The organism is Streptacidiphilus jeojiense, from assembly GCF_000719095.1.
GTDB classification, from domain to species: Bacteria; Actinomycetota; Actinomycetes; order Streptomycetales; family Streptomycetaceae; genus Streptacidiphilus; species Streptacidiphilus jeojiensis.
The window spans coordinates 206,639-224,067 of sequence record NZ_JOEH01000003.1 but is presented as its reverse complement, the minus strand read 5'-3'; the positions used below and the strand labels follow the sequence as shown (position 1 = coordinate 224,067).

13 protein-coding genes are annotated in these 17,429 nt (G+C 74.8%); 3 read left to right on the top strand and 10 right to left on the bottom strand.

Annotated elements, in window-relative coordinates; all coding sequences use genetic code 11:
* Positions 1-52: 52 nt before the first annotated feature.
* The 3 genes from IF29_RS0104625 to IF29_RS0104615 all read right to left on the bottom strand — a co-directional run bounded on the left by IF29_RS0104625 (position 53) and on the right by IF29_RS0104615 (position 4,417).
* The gene (locus IF29_RS0104625; protein WP_063757426.1) at positions 53-1,666 is read right to left on the bottom strand and encodes a serine/threonine-protein kinase; all 1,614 of its coding nucleotides are present in this window, start codon (positions 1,664-1,666) and stop codon (positions 53-55) included.
* Positions 1,663-2,226 carry a hypothetical protein gene (locus tag IF29_RS0104620; RefSeq protein WP_157623598.1) on the bottom strand — a complete coding sequence of 188 codons (564 nt, stop codon included), beginning with the start codon at positions 2,224-2,226 and terminating at the stop codon, positions 1,663-1,665. The genes IF29_RS0104625 and IF29_RS0104620 overlap by 4 nt, the downstream gene beginning before the upstream one ends.
* Before the next feature lie 100 nt (positions 2,227-2,326).
* Positions 2,327-4,417 (bottom strand): N-6 DNA methylase, encoded by a 2,091-nt coding sequence (locus IF29_RS0104615; RefSeq protein ID WP_030249899.1) that lies wholly within the window; start codon positions 4,415-4,417, stop codon positions 2,327-2,329.
* A gap of 170 nt (positions 4,418-4,587) precedes the next feature.
* Here IF29_RS0104615 and IF29_RS0104610 point away from each other — a divergent pair, with 170 nt between their 5' ends.
* Positions 4,588-5,187 (top strand): DUF4352 domain-containing protein, encoded by a 600-nt coding sequence (locus IF29_RS0104610; protein WP_030249894.1) that lies wholly within the window; start codon positions 4,588-4,590, stop codon positions 5,185-5,187.
* On the opposite strand, the gene IF29_RS0104605 is transcribed toward IF29_RS0104610, so the two are convergent.
* From IF29_RS0104605 to IF29_RS0104585, 5 genes are all read right to left on the bottom strand, one after another.
* A complete protein-coding gene (locus IF29_RS0104605; RefSeq protein ID WP_037594311.1) occupies positions 5,180-6,076 on the bottom strand; it encodes a hypothetical protein in 897 nt (298 codons plus the stop codon). The genes IF29_RS0104610 and IF29_RS0104605 overlap by 8 nt on opposite strands.
* A 75-nt stretch (positions 6,077-6,151) precedes the next feature.
* A complete protein-coding gene (gene mfd / locus IF29_RS0104600) occupies positions 6,152-9,715 on the bottom strand; it encodes a transcription-repair coupling factor (RefSeq protein ID WP_030249889.1) in 3,564 nt (1,187 codons plus the stop codon).
* 109 nt (positions 9,716-9,824) lie between these two features.
* Positions 9,825-10,883 carry a coiled-coil domain-containing protein gene (locus IF29_RS0104595; RefSeq protein WP_030249886.1) on the bottom strand — a complete coding sequence of 353 codons (1,059 nt, stop codon included), beginning with the start codon at positions 10,881-10,883 and terminating at the stop codon, positions 9,825-9,827.
* Positions 10,884-11,005: 122 nt separating this feature from the next.
* Positions 11,006-13,435, bottom strand: a complete 2,430-nt coding sequence (locus IF29_RS0104590) for an SUKH-4 family immunity protein (RefSeq protein ID WP_030249883.1) — start codon at positions 13,433-13,435, stop codon at positions 11,006-11,008.
* An 8-nt stretch (positions 13,436-13,443) separates the two neighbouring features.
* Positions 13,444-14,466: an HNH endonuclease gene (locus IF29_RS0104585; RefSeq protein ID WP_030249881.1), complete on the bottom strand. Its 1,023-nt coding sequence runs from the start codon at positions 14,464-14,466 to the stop codon at positions 13,444-13,446.
* A 367-nt stretch (positions 14,467-14,833) separates the two neighbouring features.
* Here IF29_RS0104585 and IF29_RS0104580 point away from each other — a divergent pair, with 367 nt between their 5' ends.
* On the top strand, positions 14,834-15,304 hold the full coding sequence (locus IF29_RS0104580) for a YwqJ-related putative deaminase (protein ID WP_269664944.1): 471 nt from the start codon (positions 14,834-14,836) through the stop codon (positions 15,302-15,304).
* A gap of 5 nt (positions 15,305-15,309) precedes the next feature.
* Positions 15,310-15,837, top strand: coding sequence for an SUKH-3 domain-containing protein (locus IF29_RS0104575; protein WP_037594380.1), 528 nt, complete (start codon positions 15,310-15,312; stop codon positions 15,835-15,837).
* Positions 15,838-15,973: 136 nt separating this feature from the next.
* On the opposite strand, the gene IF29_RS0104570 is transcribed toward IF29_RS0104575, so the two are convergent.
* A complete protein-coding gene (locus tag IF29_RS0104570) occupies positions 15,974-16,342 on the bottom strand; it encodes a GntR family transcriptional regulator (RefSeq protein ID WP_030249872.1) in 369 nt (122 codons plus the stop codon).
* Complete coding sequence (locus IF29_RS0104565; RefSeq protein ID WP_030249870.1) at positions 16,336-17,292, bottom strand: hypothetical protein; 957 nt, start codon at positions 17,290-17,292, stop codon at positions 16,336-16,338. The genes IF29_RS0104570 and IF29_RS0104565 overlap by 7 nt, the downstream gene beginning before the upstream one ends.
* Between the last annotated feature and the right edge of the window lie 137 nt (positions 17,293-17,429).

The following is a 17,429-nucleotide window of genomic DNA, read 5'->3' as shown; positions in this document are numbered from 1 at the left end:
TCACCAGGTCGGCGTCACCGGGTCGGCGTGGGCATGTCGCGGCCGTGCGGCGTCACCACGCCGGTGGGGGCGGCCCGAAGCCGGTGGGCATCCGCGCGGCCCGCCCCGCGGCGGCCGAGCGGGCCGCACCGAGCAGCCCGCCGACCTCGGCCACCCTGGCGTGGTGCGGTCCGTAGCAGCGTTCCAGGTCGTGCCAGAGCGGCAGCAGCGCGGCCTGCGCCGCCTCGGGATCATCGGCCGCGAGCAGCAGTTCGCCGATCCGCTGCCGGATCCGGAACACCCGCTCCGGCTCGACCGCGAGCCCCTGCATCCGGCGCCGCTCGTAGCCGGCCAGCACCGCGCGGCACTCGGCGAGCGCGCCCACCGCGTTCCCGGAGTGCGCCAGGCACTCCGCCGCACTCGCCGCGCACTCCAGCGCCTCGACGGCGTCGGGGCCGCGCTCGGCCGCGTAGGCCCGGGCCAGCAGGTCGTACTCCTCGTGGGCCCGGCGGTACTGCTGATCGTCCATCAGCACCCGGGCGTGCAGCCGCCGCAGGTCGCGCACCGGGGCGGCGGTGCTGCCGTGCTCGGCCGCGGCCCTGGGCACGGCCGAGGCGAGCAGCGCGGCCGCCTCGCCGTAGCGGCGCGCCTCGTAGAGGCCGGAGGCCAGCCGGGCCGCCTCGGCCGGCGCGGGACCCTCCGGCGCCGAACCCGCTCCCGGGCCCGCGCCCGGCCCCGGCGGGGGCGCCGCCGGATGCCGGAACGGACGGGACGGATCCGGCTGGACGCCGGCCCGCAGCGCGGCGGCGGAGTCGGTGCTGGAACGCGGGAGCAGCGGCAGCAGCAGCCGGTAGACCTCCTGGGCGGAGGCCGGCCGGTCGGCGGGGTCCTTGGCCAGCAGCCGGGTGACCAGCTGCTCCAGCGCGTCGGGGAGGTCCGGGCGCAGCTCGCGGACCGGCCTGGGCGGCTGCGACACGTGCTGGGTCATCACCGCCAGCGGGGTGCGCCCCTGGAACGGCGCGTCCCCGGTGAGCATGGCGTAGAGGGTGCAGCCGAGCGCGTAGAGGTCGCTGCGCGGCTCGGCCCGGCCGCTGAGGGCCTGCTCCGGCGCCATGTAGCTGGGCGTCCCCACCGGGTGCCCGGTCCGGGTCAGGGTGCTCAGCTCCGGTTCGAAGGCGGAGGCGATGCCCAGGTCCAGCAGCACCACCCGGCCGTCCGGACGGACCATCACATTGCCGGGCTTGAGGTCGCGGTGGACCGCGGGCACGGCGTGGACCGTGGCCAGGGCCGCGCAGAGCTGGGCCGCCACCGAGACGGCCCAGGAGTAGGGCAGGTCGTCGTTCTCGGCGATCAGATCGGCCAGCGTCATTCCGTCCAGCAGTTGCATCACCAGGAAGTGGTGCCTGCCGTCGCTGCCCGCGTCGAACACCGTGACCAGGCCCGGGTGGTCGAGCCGTGCGGTGATCCGGCACTCCCGGGTGAACCTGGCCTGCTGGTCCGCCAGGTCCAGCGAACTGGTCACGGCGGCGCCGGTGGTGGAGGAGACCAGGTCGTCGCGGAGCAGCTTGACCGCGACCCGGCGGCCCAGGCGCAGGTCGGTGCCGGCCCAGACCTGGCCCATGCCGCCCTTGCCGATCAGGCTGTCCAGCCGGTAGCGCTCGGCGACGACGCGCTGCGCCGGGGTCACTGCCCGGGCTCCCCGCGGAGCCGCTCGCTGAGCTTGCGCAGTTCGGCGCCGACGTCCTCGGTGGCCGGCGCGGGACGGTCGTACGACAGCGGGTTCGGCTGCACCGGAGCCGGCGGTTGCACCTGGTAGGGCTGGGCCACCTGATAGGGCTGCTGGTAGGGCTGCGGCGGCTGCTGGTACGGGTTGGGGCCGTAGGACGGCGGGACCGGCGGGTACGCCGGTGGCTGTGCCGCCGCGCCGGCGTCCCAGGCGGTCTGCCGCTGCCAGTGGCGCAGGCTGATCACGAAGTGCCCGACCGGGGCGGTCATGGTCAGCAGGAAGAACGCCCCCGCGGCCGCGCTGGGACCGTTCTTGGGCGCGGTCTCGCTCAGGTACATCTCGAAGCCGCTCATGGCCGCGATGACTCCCAGCGCCACCCAACTGGCCGCATTGCGCCGCAGCACCGCGAGGTAGGCCGCCGGGGCGAAGGCCAGCAGCCCGCAGCTGACCACGGGCACCAGCGCGAGCAGCACCGTCCCGGCGTGCCAGCGTGGTGCCTGACCAGGAGGTATCGCTGCCATGTAGTGCTCCGGATGCCGCGGGTGGGCGATGCTGAGCACACGCTACCGCCGACGGCGGACGGCCCGCCCGGTTCCTCGGTTCCTGGTCACCGCGGGGTGGTCACTGTTCCGGCGCCAGGCTCCCGTCCACCAGGCCGGAGAGGATGCCCAGGGTCAGCCGGTCGCCGAGGTCCGCGGCCTCCAGCAGGTTCCGCCGGAACACCGCCAGCTGCCGGAACGGCCGGGCGTAGCTTGCCTGTTCGGCCAGCGGCAGCCGGGGCACCCGGGTCCTGCGGACGTCCCTGCGGGTGGCGGCCGAGGCGGCGGCGGAGAGGGTGCTGGAGCTGCCCGCCGGCAGCGCGGCGGACGAGGTCGTCGACCCGGCGCCGGCCGTGAACGACGAGGAGACGGCTGTACCGCCCCCGGCCCGTTCGGTGCGGACCGTCGCCTCGACGAAGCCGGCCAGGAACCACGGGTCCAGCACGGTCGGGTCCGGACGCAGCAGCAGCGCCGGCGCGGTGGCCTCGGCAATGGGCCGACCTCCGGCCGACTCTCCCGCCGACTCCTCCTGGACGTCGACCCGGCCCCCCGCCCCGAGCAGCACGACCACGTCCCCGGGCTGCGGCGGCTCGCCCTCGGGCGGCAGTTCCACCGCGCCGGCGCGGATCAGCTCGGCGATCGTGGGCGCGGCGCGGTGCGAGCCGTCGTCGGCGCCGGGGCGGTGCCCGGGCAGGCTCCCCTGAAGCGGCGTCAGTGCGTCCAGCAGACCGTCGAGTTGCTGCTGAGCCTCGGTCAGGGTGCGGTGGGCGTCGGCCGGTCGCTGCGGGAGGTGCCGGGCCGGAGTCAGGTCGGTCTCGTCGTCCAGCAGGTCGACGATCGGGACGGCCCGGTAGCGCCCCGGCTGTTCGACGGGATCCGTGTCGGCCGCGCCGTCGAAGGCCGTCCAGGCCTCCAGCACCCCGTCGAGGGCCCCGGAGCCGCTCGCGGAGCCGCCCCCGGCGTCGACCAGCAGCACCCGGACCGGCGGGGGCTCGCCCGGGACCGGACGGCGCAGCACCCAGATGTGCAGGGCGGCCGCATACGGTGCGGCGATGCCGACCGGAAGCGCGGCGACGGCCCTGAGCGCTCCCCTGCGCAGCAGTTCGGCCCGGATCCGGCGGCCCGAACGCCGGGCCGCGACGGCCCCCGGGAGCAGCAGCACGGCCGGGCCGCCCGCCCTGACCCGGGCCAACGCATGCTGCACCCAGGCGAGTTCGGACTCGGCGCGGGCAGGGAGGCCGTACTCCCAGCGCGGGTCGTAGCCGAGCTCCTCCGCACCCCAGTTGCGTTCGTTGAACGGCGGCCTGCTCAGCACGGCGTCCGCGCGCAGTTCGGGACCGGCGTCGGCGCGCAGCGCGTCGCCGGCCGCGACGGTGAACGGCAGCGGGACCAGCCGGTCGGCCGGTGCGTCCAGCGCCAGCCGGAGCAGGGCCACGGCCGCCAGGTCCTGGTCCGCCTCCTGCCCGTGCAGCGCGGTGGCACCGCGCTGCACGGCCTCCAGCAGCAGCGCTCCGTTGCCGCAGGCCGGATCGAGGTAGGCACCGGTCCCGCCACCGGCGGCGCGGGCCAGTTCGGCGAGCAGCCCGGCCAGCGGCGCGGGGACGTTGGCACCCTGGCGTCCCGCGGTCTCGCCCAGGGCGCCGACCAGTTCGGACGCGGTGTGCGCGATGCCGCGCTCCTCGGCGAGCTCGGCCAGCAGCCGGCACAGCTCCACCTGGGTGCTGCCGAGCAGGGCGGGGAGCCGCAGCAGCCGCGCGCCCTCGGTCCCCAGCGTCCGCACCGCCTGTTCCTGCAGTGCGGCGGGCAGTTCGGCGGCGATGCGGAGGTCGTCGCCGGGGGCCGGCAGCTGCCGGGCGACTGGGTCGCGCTGCAGCAGGAGCAGCAGGGCCAGGGCCGGGACCAGCGGAGCCGCGGGCGAGCCGGCCGGGTCGCGCAGCAGCTCGATGCGCCCGCGCACGCGTTCCCGCAGCGGGAGTTCGACGATCTTGCCCTGGGAGCGGAGCCAGCCCTCGACCTCGGCCAGGGAGAACGCCGGGCTGGTCTCGGTGCCGCCGACAGGGCGCGGGAAGTCGGCGTGGCGCCGGCGCCAGTTGCTCACGGCGGCGCGTCCGACGCCGGCCAGCCGGGCGATCTCCACCGCGCTCACCTGAGCGCGGTGCTCCTGGTCCGGCATCCGTGCCTCCTGCTTCCCCTGCTGCTGTGAACGTGAGCATAACGAACCCTGGCCGACGCCGTGAACAACTCAGTTTCGATGTGAGTGGTTGACGACGTACACAGCACCTGCTTTAGTTATGCCAACAGCCCGGCGGGTGCCGGTCTGGACCGTCAACCAGGGGGTTCACCATGCGAGTTCAGAGCAGCAAGCAGCGCAGGACGGCCATCGCCGTGTTCACAGGCGGGCTGATCCTGGCCACCGGCACCGCCTGCTCGATGCCGAGCAGCACCGTCGCCACCTCGGCGAAGTCCACCGGATCCGGCTCGACCGGCAGCACGGGCGGCGCCGCCACCGCCAAGGCGGCGGCGAAGGCGGCCGCGAAGGTCGGCGACACCATCGCGCTCAGCGGCTTCGAGGGGGAGAAGGCCGACGTCACCGTGGTCAAGGTGGTCGACCGGCCCAAGGGCGCCGACGAGTTCACCGCACCGGAGAGCGGCAAGCGCTTCTACGCCGTGCAGTTCCGGATCAAGGACACCGGCAGCAAGGCCTACAGCGACTCCCCCTCCAACGGCGCCAAGCTGGTGGACAGTGCGGGCCAGTCGTACGAGGCGGACTTCAGCGACACCAAGGCCGGCGCGAGCTTCCCCAGCGCCGTGAACATCGCCTCCGGCAGCAGCGGCCTCGGCTTCATCACCTTCCAGGTGCCGACCGGCGCGAAGATCACCCAGATCCAGTTCGGCCTGGACAGCGGGATGGCCGACCAGACCGGTCAGTGGAACGTCAGCTGACCGGGGTCGCCCGGTCCGCGGGCTGCTCCGCGTGCGCCGGATCGGCGGCCCCCTCCACCGGGGCGACCTCGCCGAAGCGGGCCAGCGCCAGGGCGCCGGCGACGGCGACGGCGAACCCGGCGACGGCGAGCGGCATCAGCCCGTGACGGGTGCCGTCGCCCAGCAGCACCACGCCGAGGACGGCGGGCAGTGCGGTCTCGCCGAGCACCATCGCCGCGGTGGCGGTGGTGACCCGGCCGCCGCGGACGCCCTCGGTCATGTAGGCGAAGGAGACGGCGCCGCCGGCCAGCAGCGCGTAGGTCGCCGGCTCCTTGAGCAGCGGGACCAGGTCCAGGCCGTGCACCGAGGGGAGGACCCGGACCGCCAGGCCGACCACGCCGAAGCCCAGCCCGCAGAGGGTACCCATGACGGCGGCGCGGCGCGGCTCGCGCAGCTTCCAGGCGAGTCCGCCGACGGCCGCGAGGGCGGCCACGGCGGCGAGGAGGGCCCAGTGGAAGGCCTCGGACGGCTGCCGGTGCCCCTCGGCGCCGGCCGTCGCACCGAGGACGGCGAGGCCGACGCAGACGCCGGCGACGCCGGCCCACTCGGCCCGACCCAGCCGGATCTTGAGCATCGCCGCACCCAGCACGGCGGTGACCGCGAGGGCTCCGGCGAGGGCCGCCTGCACGACGTACAGGGGGAGCGAGCGCAGCGCGATCAGCTGGGCGACGAAGCCGAAGCAGTCCAGCAGGAGGCCTGCGGCGAAGGGGAGGTTGAGCATGGCCTTGGCCGTGCCGAGGAGGCCCTCGCCGGGGGTGGACTGGTGGCGCTGGGCGCCGAGGGCTTGCAGCACCATGGCCACGCCGAAGCACAGGGCGGCGGTGAGGGCCATTGTCAGACCTAGGAGCATGGTGCTCGTCCTTGGGTTGGTGCGGGTTATAGGTGGCTGGGGTTTGCGCAGTTCCCCGCGCCCCTAAAGACAAGGCTAGGCGAGAACCGTGGTCAGGAATTCGGTGCACCAGGTGAGGAGTTCTCGGCCGACGACCGGTTTGCCGCCGATCTTGCCGGTGCTGGGGCGGGGGACGAGGAGGAGCTTGGTGGAGGCCTTGACCTGGCTGCGCGGGTAGATCCGCTGGAGCCTGAGCTCCTGCGACTCGCGCAGTTCGACCGGGCCGAAGCGGATGTTCTGACCCTGCAGGGTGATGTCGGAGATCCCGCAGCGGCGGGCGAACAGCCGCAGACCGGCGACCAGCAGCAGGTTCTCCACCGGTTCGGGGAGCTTGCCGTAGCGGTCGACGAGTTCGGCGCGGACCGCGGCGATGTCGTCCTCGGAGTTGACCGAGGCGATGGACCGGTAGGCCTGCAGCCGCAGCCGCTCTCCCGGAGCGTAGTCGTGCGGGACGTGGGCGTCGACTGGAAGCTCGATCTTGACGTCCAGCGGCTCCTCCTCCGGCTCCCCGGAGCCGTCGACGTTCTCGCGGTACTCGGCGACGGCCTCGCCGACCATGCGGATGTAGAGGTCGAAGCCGACACCGGCGATGTGGCCGGACTGCTCGCCGCCGAGCAGGTTGCCCGCGCCGCGGATCTCCAGGTCCTTCATCGCGACGTACATGCCCGCGCCCATCTCGGTGTGCTGGGCGATGGTGGCCAGCCGCTCGTGCGCGGTCTCGGTGAGCGGCTTCTCCGGCGGGTAGAGCATGTAGGCGTAGCCGCGCTCGCGGCCCCGGCCGACGCGTCCGCGCAGCTGGTGCAGCTGGGACAGGCCGAAGGTGTCGCCGCGCTCCACGATCAGGGTGTTGGCGTTGGAGATGTCGATGCCGGACTCCACGATGGTGGTGGAGACCAGGACGTCGAACTCCTTCTCCCAGAAGTCGACCACCACCTGCTCCAGCGCGGTCTCCCCCATCTGCCCGTGCGCGGTGGCGATCCGGGCCTCCGGGACCAGCTCCTTGAGCTTGGCCGCGGCCTTGTCGATGGACTCGACCCGGTTGTGGATGTAGAAGACCTGGCCCTCGCGCAGCAGCTCGCGCCGGATCGCGGCGGAGATCTGCTTCTCGTCGTAGGCCCCGACGAAGGTCAGCACCGGGTGCCGCTCCTCGGGCGGGGTGGTGATGGTGGACATCTCCCGGATGCCGGTGACCGCCATCTCCAGGGTGCGCGGGATCGGGGTGGCCGACATGGTCAGCACGTCGACGTTGGCCCGCAGCTTCTTCAGCTGCTCCTTGTGCTCGACGCCGAAGCGCTGCTCCTCGTCCACGATGACCAGGCCCAGGTCCTTGAACCTGGTCTCGGCGGAGAACAGCCGGTGGGTGCCGATGACGATGTCCACGCTGCCCTCACGCAGGCCCTCCAGCACGGCCTTGGCCTCGCTGTCGCTCTGGAACCGGGAGAGGGCCTTCACCACGACCGGGAAGTTGGCGTAGCGCTCGGAGAAGGTGGAGAAGTGCTGCTGCACCAGCAGCGTGGTCGGTACCAGGACGGCGACCTGCTTGCCGTCCTGGACCGCCTTGAAGGCGGCCCTGACCGCGATCTCGGTCTTGCCGTAGCCGACGTCGCCGCAGATCAGCCGGTCCATCGGGACGGTCTTCTCCATGTCGGACTTGACCTCGGCGATGGTGCTCAGCTGGTCCGGGGTCTCCGCGTAGGGGAAGGCGTCCTCCAGCTCGCGCTGCCAGGGGGTGTCCGGGCCGAAGGCGTGCCCGGGGGCGGCCATCCGCGCGGAGTAGAGCCGGATCAGATCCCCGGCGATCTCCTTGACCGCCTTCTTGGCCCGGGACTTGGTCTTGGTCCAGTCGGCGCCGCCGAGCCGGTGCAGCGAGGGGGCCTCGCCGCCGACGTACTTGGTGACCTGCTCCAGCTGGTCGGTGGGGACGAACAGCCGGTCGCCGGGCTGGCCCTTCTTGGCCGGGGCGTACTCCAGCACCAGGTACTCGCGGGTGGCGCCCTGGACGGTGCGCTGCACCATCTCGACGTAGCGTCCGACACCGTGGGCCTCGTGCACCACGTAGTCGCCGGCCTGCAGGGCCAGCGGGTCGATGCCGTTGCGGCGGGCCGAGGGCATCCGGCGCATGTCCTTGGTGGAGGACTTCTGCCCGGCCAGGTCGGTCTCGGTGACCAGGTGCAGCTTGAGGCCCTCGGAGTACAGGCCGTACTCGATGGAGCCGCAGGCCACGTGCACCACGTCCGGGTCGGGGAGACCGACCAGGTCGGGGGTGAGCCGGGCGCCGATGCCCTCGCCGGCCAGCATCTCGGCGATCCGGGAGGCCGGGCCCTTGCCCTCGGTGACCAGGACCACCCGCCAGCCGTCGGCCAGCCGTCCCTTGGCGTCGGCGATGGCGCGGGCGGTGTCGCCGCGGTAGGCCTCGGCCGGGTGCAGGTCCAGGTGCAGCACGTCGGGGCCGGTCAGCACCTCGTCGTCGGCGGCGAAGGGGCTGACCGACCACCAGGGCAGCCCGATCTCGGCGGCGTGCTCGCGGATGTCGGCGATGGACCACAGCGAGGCGGCGCCCACGTCCAGCGGGCGGTCCCCGCCGGAGGCGGCGGCCACCCAGGAGGCGTGCAGGAACTCCTCGCTGGTGGCGACCAGGTCGGCGGCCCTGGTGCGGACCCGCTCGGGGTCGCAGACCACCGCGACGCTGCCCTGCGGCAACACGTCCACCAGCAGTTCCATGTCGTCGACCAGCACCGGGGCCAGTGACTCCATGCCCTCGACGGCGATGCCCTGGGCGATCCGGTCCAGGATGTCGGCCAGCTCCGGGTGGTCGGCGGCGAGCTCGGCGGCGCGGGCCCGGACCGGCTCGGTGAGCAGCAGCTCGCGGCAGGGCGGGGCCCACAGGCCGTGCTGGGCCACCTCCAGCGAGCGCTGGTCGGCGACCTTGAAGTAACGAATCTCCTCGACCTCGTCGCCCCAGAACTCCACCCGCAGCGGGTGCTCCTCGGTGGGCGGGAAGACGTCCAGGATGCCGCCGCGGACGGCGAACTCGCCGCGCTTCTCCACCAGTTCGACGCGCTGGTAGGCGGCCGCGGCCAGCCGCCGGGTGAGGTCCTCCAGGTCCACCTCCTGACGGACCCTCAGGCTCACCGGCTCCAGCTCGGCCAGCCCCTTGACCTGCGGCTGCAGCACGCTGCGGATCGGGGCGACGATCACCTGCAGCGGTCCGGCGGACGGGTCGTCGGCGCTGGGGTGGACGATCCGGCGCAGCACCGCGAGCCGGCGGCCGACGGTGTCCGAGCGCGGCGAGAGCCGCTCGTGCGGCAGCGTCTCCCAGGCCGGGAACTCGGCGACGCTGTCCGGGGGCAGCAGCGAGCCCAGCGCCGCGGCCAGGTCCTCGGCCTCCCGGCCGGTGGCGGTGACGGCCAGGACGGGGCGGCCCCGGCTGCCCCTGGCCTCCTCGGCCAGGGCGCGCGCGAGCGCCGCGACCGCGAACGGGCGGGCGGCGGGCGGACCGACCAGGTCCAGGTGGCGGCGGTCCCCGGCGAGGGCGGACCGTGCCGCCTCCGCGAGGGCGGGGTCGGCGACGACGACGTCAAGCAGGCCGGTCAGGCTCATGGACTTCTCTCAGCGGGTCTCAGCCGTGGGCAACGCGAAGCACCCGGAACGCGTTGCGCACCGGGGGTACCCAGGGTACGCCCCCGGGCGGACACCGGCCGGAGCACGCTCAGCTCTCGTCCGCCGCGGCCCTGAGTTCCTCGGTCGGCAGCTCCGCCGTCTCGACCTGGACCGCCTCCAGCACCGCCGTCTCGGCCTCCGCCTCGACCGCTGCCCCGTCCGCTGCCTCGACCGCTGCCGGGAGCGGAACCTCGGCGGTCGCGCCCTCGCTGCCGTCGGGGTCGGCCGGGGCGTCCACCGCCCCGGTGAGGGCGGTCAGGGTGGTGCGGATGTGGTCGAGATGGGCCTGCAGCTCGTCGCGGCGCTCGGCGAAGGCCGCCTGGTCGCGCTGGGCCGCGGCGGCGATCCGCTCGGCCTCGCGCTGGGCGGCCTCGACGATGCGCTCGACCCTGGTGGCGGCCTCCGCCTCGATCTCCTCGGCCAGGGCCTGCATGGCCTTGCGGTGCCGCTCGGCCTCGCCCTGCTTGCGCTCGGCGCCGGAGGTCAGCTGCTCCTCCTGCGCCACCGCGGCGGCCTCCGCCGCAGCCAGCTCCTGGTCCGCCCGGTGCTGCAGCGCCGCCAGCCGGGCGCGGGTGGTCTCGGCGATCTCCTGGGCCCGGTCCCGCACGCCGCCCGCGTAGCCGGCCGCCTCCTCGCGCAGGGTGCGGGCCTCACGGTCGGCGTCGGCCCGCTCGGCCTCGGCCCGGGAGCGGGCCCGCTCCAGCTCGCGCCGGTGGCCCTCGTCGGCGGCGGCGCGCAGCCGTACCGCCTGGTCGTCGGCCTCGGCCCGGAGCTGCTGGCCGTCGGCGCGGGCCCCGGCGTCGAGGGCGTCGATCCAGTCCTCCGCCTCGGCCCGGATCGCCGAGGCCTCCTCCTCGGCGATCACCAGCAGCCGCCCGGCCCGTTCGCTGAGGTGCGCGAAGGACGGCGGCTCGGCCTCCTCGGCGGCCTTGGCGGCGTCGATCAGCTGCTGCTCCAGCGCGCGCATCCGGTTGCCGAGGCCGGACAGCCGCTCCCAGGCCTGGTCACGGCCCTCGGTGAGCTCGGCCAGCGCCCGTTCGACCTGGTCCGGGTCGTAGCCGCGCCTGGTCATGGTGAAACCGTGCTGCGGAGAGACGGCGTCGCTCATCGGCTGGTCCTCTCATCCGGATAGTGGAATGCCATGCAAGCAAAATGATCAGATTTCGATCCATTTTGCACACGTCCCCTACCCGGACGGAGACACCGACACCCGGCGACGCCGCCTTCGTGTCAGAGCAGTCCGTCCCACAGCTGTTCGAGCAGCACCGCCCACCAGGTCTCCGGCGAACCCAGTGCCGCCGGGTCCAGCGCCGCCAGCTGGGCCTGGAAGTCGGTGGTCCAGTGGCCCGCCTGCTCCGGGGTCAGCCCGTACCGGAACCGCCACATCCGGCCCAGCAGCGCCATGCAGCGCAGGAACTCGGGCAGGCCGCTGTTGACGAAGCGCGGCTGCTGGGCCTCGACCCCGGCCGGCTGCGTGGCCGTGCCCAGGTCGACGGCCACGATCGCCGCCGTCCCGTACTGCACGCACAGCTGGCGGCCGTAGTCGTTGCCCAGCACCAGGTAGGTCCCCGCGTCCGGCTGGGCCGCGATCCCGCGTTCGGCGGCCAGCTCGGCCAGCGTCGGCATCGGACGGCCCGGCTGGGCCTGCGCCCAGAAGAAGGGACCGAACTCGACCGGCAGCCCGGCCCAGGTCAGCGAAGCCGAGACGGCCTCGGGAATGCCCTGCCTGGACACCGCCTGCGGTTCGTAGCGGAACACGTTCTGCGGGCCGAACGCCTGCTGCAGCTCGTCCGCCAGCGCCTGCGGCGGCACCGGCGGCGCGGGCTGCACCGAGCCGGGGGCCGGCAGCGGCACCCGGAACGGGCGCTGCGGGGCCGGTCCGGCGGCATGGGTGTGCAGCTCGCCGTGGTGCTCGAACAGGTGCTGGACGCCGCGCTGCCGGGCCGCGTGGTCCCGGCCGTACGGGGCGATGCTGCTCACCCTGACGTTGGGCCAGGCCTCCTTGACCATCCGCTGGCAGTAGCCGCCGGGCAGGTCGCAGCTCTCCAGCTCGGTGTGCAGCTCCAGCACCTGCTCCGGCGGCACGTTCAACCGCCGGACCTCCTGCAGGATCTGCCACTCCGGGTGCGGCAGGCCCAGCGTGGAGCGCTGGATGATCTGCTGCTCCGAGCCGTCCGGGCCGCGGTAGCGGAGCACGGCCATGTAGCCGGGGCCGACCGTGGGCACGCCGGGCGCGGCGGCCTGCGGCGGGACCTGCTGCGGGTGCGGGGCCTGCGGCTGGGGTGCGGGCGGCGGCGGGGGCACGGCGGGCCCGCCCGGGGCGCCCGGGCCCCGGGGCGGGAGGTTCAGCGACGGGGCGAGCTGGGTCGGGACGTAGCTGTCCCCGGCGCCGGCCGGCGGCGCCGGCACGCCACCGGGCGGAGTGCCGCCGTACAGCCCCGCCGGGGGCGGGGGCGGAGGCATGCCGGGAACGCCGGCGGGCGGGCCCGACGGCGGCGCGGGCGTGCCGGGACCGCCACCGGGACCGACCAGCCCCGGCGGGGGCGGCGGCGGCATCCCCGGACCGCCCGCGGGCGGACCCGACGGCGGCGGCACCACGGGTCCGGAACCCGGTCGCGCCAGCATGGTGGGGGCGTAGTCCAGCGACCCGCTCTGCGGACCGCCCTGCGGGCCGGGCGGAGGCGGCGGCGGACCCGCGGGGCCCCCGCCGATCACACCGGGCGGGGGCGGCGGAGGCATCCCGGGGCCAGCGGCGGGCGGACCCGACGGCGGTGCGGGCGTGCCGGGACCGCCACCGGGACCGACCAGCCCCGGCGGGGGCGGCGGCGGAGGCATCCCCGGTCCGCCCGCGGGCGGACCCGACGGCGGCGGGGGCGGACCGGCGGGACCGGGGGCGAACCCGCCCGGCGGAGGCGGCGGCGGACCGCCCTGCCCACCGCCGTAGGGGCCGCTCTGCGCCGGCACCGGCCCGGGACCGGCGGGAGCGCCGGGCCGGGCCAGCATCGTCGGCGCGTAGTCCAGCGACCCGCTCTGCTGCCCGCCGGCGCCCGGCTGCGGCGCGGGCGGCGCGGGCGGGGCGGCCGGGGACGGCGCAGGCGCCGGGGCAGGCGCAGGGGCGGACGGCGCGGGCCGGAGCGGAGGCGCCCCCGCGCCGGAGCCGGAGGACCACTCCGGCGGCGGTGCCAGCATCGTCGGCACCTCGCCCGGCGGGTTGGACGAGATCGGCGGTGCGACCAGCAGCGAGGGCTCCTCGGCATCGGCGGCGGCCCGGGCGTTCTCCGCCGCCATCGCCGCCGCCCCGGCCTCCTCCAGCCACTGCGGCGGGCTGAGCAGGAACGACGTCGCCTCGGCCAGACCTCGCTCCGGCGGCGACTGGGTACCGGCCGGGGTCGCCCCGACCGGACGCCCGTAGGCCTCCTCGTAGCGGCGCACCACGTCGTTGATGGGCAGCGCCGGCCACAGCGTGGTCATCCCGCTGTCCCTGGCGATCACCATCCGCACCGCGCCGCCGTCCGAGGACGGACCCTCGGCGCGGTCCACCGCCCAGGCGACGAAGCCCAGGTCGAACTCGCGCACCCGCACCTCGCGGCGCTGGTAGGCGGGTACGCCCTCGTTGATCCACTCCTCGGCGCGCTGCTGCGCCTCCGCATAGGTCACCACGCGGCTGCTCACCCCTCCACCGGGACCGCGCGGGCGAAGCCGCCGTCCACCATCAGCTCGGCCACCGTCTGCAGCTCGGGCGGGTTGCCGGCGAGCCGCAGCAGGAACGCGTCGAAGTCCTCGCCGCAGGGCAGCAGCAGCTGCGCGCAGCGCTGCTGCGGCGTCAGTTGCGCCGTGCCGTCGTCCCGGGCGTCGTCGTAGGGCAGGAACCAGACGGTGCCGATGTCGCCGCCGCGCACCTTCAGCGCCACCAGTCCGCCCTGGACGTAGCCCACACCCAGGTAGTCCTTGGTCAGATGGTCGCGCAGGCACTTGTTGACGTACACCACGTCGTCCAACGTGCGTTCCTCACGCAGCGTCAGGAACGGCTGGTCGACCAGGACGCCGAGCTCGGTGTCCAGCGCCACGCCCTTGGGGCCGCGTCCGCCGGCCGCCTTCAGGAAGGTCCGGTACGGTCCGGGCAGCCCGTAGCCGAGGCCCTCCTCGGCGGCCTGCACCCGCTGCTCGCTCGCGCCGGCAGCCGGCGACTCCGCGCCGGACTCCTCCGGGGCCGCGCCCAGCGGGCCCTCCCCCAGCTCGAAGTGGACCGGCCGGCGCTCCTGCAGCGGCCTGGTGCCGCGCTTGCGGTGGTCGGCGGTGGACAGCGCCAGGCCCGCGTGGTGCCGCAGCAGCGCCTTGACCTCGACCGGGACCAGTTCCATCCGGCGGTGGCCCGGACGCGCCCCGGCCACCGCGTGGTGCCAGGTCCAGCCCGGAGGCGTGGACACCGGGGTGTCGACGTCCGCCCACAGGTCGTGGCCCTGCGCGTACAGCGCCGCGTTGGCCGAGACGTAGTCGGTGAGGCGCAGTTCGTCCACACCGAATCCCTCCGGCGGGTCGGCGACCTCGGCCGCGGCACGGACGTACGGGCCGAAGTCCGGGTGCCCCTGCCCGTCGACCCTGACCCCGTCGGGGTACTTGCGGGCTCGCAGCGGATCAGGGAAGTGCACGACCTGCCCGGCATAGGCGGCGTTGGGCCGACCTGTCGTCATCGAGTTTGCCCCCTGCTGGAACTGAATGCCGACCCCCAGCCTAGGGGGTGCACCCCTCGAACGGATCTCCAGAGTCCGCACAGGCTTCTGCGCACCGCATCCGCACTGCTCCGGCGCCGTCCCGGCGGCCCCGCCGGGACCCCGACTTCCTCAATGTCACCGGCATTTGGCAGGCTGGGGTCCTGCAGCAGCGGCGGGTCGTCTCCCGCCAACGGGGGCTGCCGCGCGGCAAGTACCCTGCTCCGCCGTGCGCACGCGCTCAGCTGCCCCGCGGAGCCACCGCCCGTTCCACCCTCACCGCCAGTGAGTCCGTGGGACGCCGGGACCGCTCGCCGGGGAACTGGAGTCAGGGAAGGAACGACCGTACGTGGACACAACCGAGGACCGCCGCCCGGCGGCCACCGCACCGCTTCTGAGGAACCGTCGGGAGAGCCTGATGCCGATCGTCGCCTCCGCACTGTCGGTGCGCGGCGACACCTACACCTGCGCCGGCGACAAGGCCGACCAGCCGCCGCAGCTGCACCCGCTGGTCTCCGGGTTCCTGGCCGGACTGCCGGTGTCGGAGCGCGAGCGGTTCACCGGACGCTGCCCGGAGGCCGTCCTGCTGTCGCAGTTCTTCACCACCGCCGAGGACAACCGCTCCAAGCGGGCCGCGCGCAAGCCGCTCAGCGACGGCGAGGCGCGCAAGGCGCTGCGCGGCGCCCGGATGACCTCGGTGCGGATACGCGAGGAGGGCGACCCCGCGCACGGCACCCACCAGCCGCCGTGCCGCTCCTGCGTGCCGCTGCTGGCCCACTTCGGGGTGCAGACCGTGGCCCTCGCGCCGAAGGGGGCGTGACCGCGATGACCGACGACTGGGTCCCTCCGGCAGCCGCCCCCGCCCCCGCCGCGCGCTTCCCGGCCGAGGTCGCCTCGGTGCTGGCCAAGGCCGGCTGGCATCCGGGGCGCAGGCAGCTGCCGCGCGCCGAGCAGTGGGCCGACACCCTCTCCGGGCACTTCTCCGACGAGGGCCACCGGCACTCGGTGTTCCCCGCCGCGATCGAGGCCTGGGCCGAGTTCGGCGGCATCGAGGTGACCCTGGAGGGCGCCGGCGTCCAGCAGGCCCGCACCGCCTTCACCATCGACCCGCTGCTGGGGCTGCACCAGCCGCGCACCCTGGCCGACCTGGGCCGCTGCCTGGAGCTGCCGCTGGCCCCGCTGGGCGAGGAGCGGGACGGGCAGGCCCTGCTGGTGATCGACGCCCTGGGCCGGGTGCACAGCCTGGACCACAGCGGCGAGTGGTTCCTGGGCCAGACCGTCGACCAGGCCCTCAGCCTGCTCATCACCGGCCGCACCCCCGAGCGCCTGCGCTTCGTCGCGGACGCGCTGTGACCTGCGGACCGTAGCTGGCTTGTCGCGCAGTTCCCCGCGCCCCCAGGTGATTGCAAGCGGGCCAGTTGCACATGTCAGGGGCGCGGGGAACTGCGCGAACAGCAACCATGCACCTGCCGCACCCGAAAACCGGCAGCTACCCCCCGTAGGCCGCGTCCAACGCCGCCACCACCACAGCACGAGCCTGCTCAACCGGGATGCCCAACCCACGAACCCGCTCCGCGTACTGCTCAGCGGCCAGCGCCGCCGCCGCGAGCGAAGCGTCCCCCGCCGCGGCGATCACCGTGCCGTGCCGCCCCCGGGTCTGCACCACCCCCGCGGTCTCCAGCTCCCGGTAGGCCTTGGCCACGGTGTTGGCCGCCAGGCCCAACTGCTCCGCCAGCCCCCGCACCGTCGGCAGCTTGGTCCCCACCGGCGCCTCCCCGCTCCGCGCCAGCTCGGCGATCTGCGCCCGCACCTGCTCGAACGGCGGGACGGCGGAGTCGGGGTCGAGGGTGATCAGCACGGTGTGGTCTCCGAGGTGGGCGGCAGCAGCGGTGGTGCACTGCGACCACGGTAGTACCGACGCACGCTCGGCTGCCCGAGCACGATCACGAAGAAGAACACCGTCATGCCCAGCACCGTCCACACGTCCCCGGCCAGCGCCGCCGCCCCCGGGTTCCGCGCCGCCACCACGGACAGGACGGACCGGAGTCGTAGCGAGGCCGCCAGGTAGACGCCCAGCGGCAGCAACGGCGCCAGGTCGAGCACGGTCCGCACCCGGAAGGCGTCGTCGAAGGCCAGCGCCTGCGGGGAGCCCGGCGCCTGGCGGCCGTTCAGAACGGCCAGCTGCCGGCTCTCGACGCCGTACAGGGCCACCATCGCCATCGCCAGCAGCGCCGCGAACATGGAGACGCTGAAGACCTGTGCGAGCCCCTGCCGCTGGAACCACCACAGCAGCCCGCCGGCCAGCACCGGCGGGGCGAGGGCCAGCACCCGCACCGCCCACACCGCCCAGGTGGGTACCGCGTGCCGCAGCCCGATGTGCACCGGCCGGTTGCCCCGCAGGGCGTCCGCGCGGCGTGCCCGTTCCAGCTCCCACAGGCCCGTCGCAGCATTGGCCACCAGCAGGGGGGCCATCAGCACCAGGGCGATCGTGGGTCCGCGCAGCGGCGAGGCCAGGTCGGCGGCCGAGTCCGGGAGCCCGGAGGCGAGATATCCGCCCTCCAGCGCGGCCACCGGCACCGCGATCAGCACCGACAGCATCAGCGCGACCAGGGTCCGCCGCTGCAACCTGGCCGCCAGCGGGTTCACCAGCTCCCTCGGCAGTGCCAGATCGGCCTCCTTCGCCCACCGGACCGCCCGCCGCAGCCGCAGCTCCTCGCCGTCGCGGCGCCAGGCCAGCCCGGCCGCGCCCAGGAGCAGCAGCGCCACCCCGGCCAGTCCCAGCCCACCCAGCAGCACGGCCCCGTTCACACCCACCCCCACGCAGTACCGGCACAGGCGCGCATCATCGCACCCGCCCCATTCCCCACCGCACTCCACTCCCCATCCCCACCGCGCCCCGCCGGCCCCCGCACCCCGTCCGCCCCCACACCCGTCCGCCCCACAAC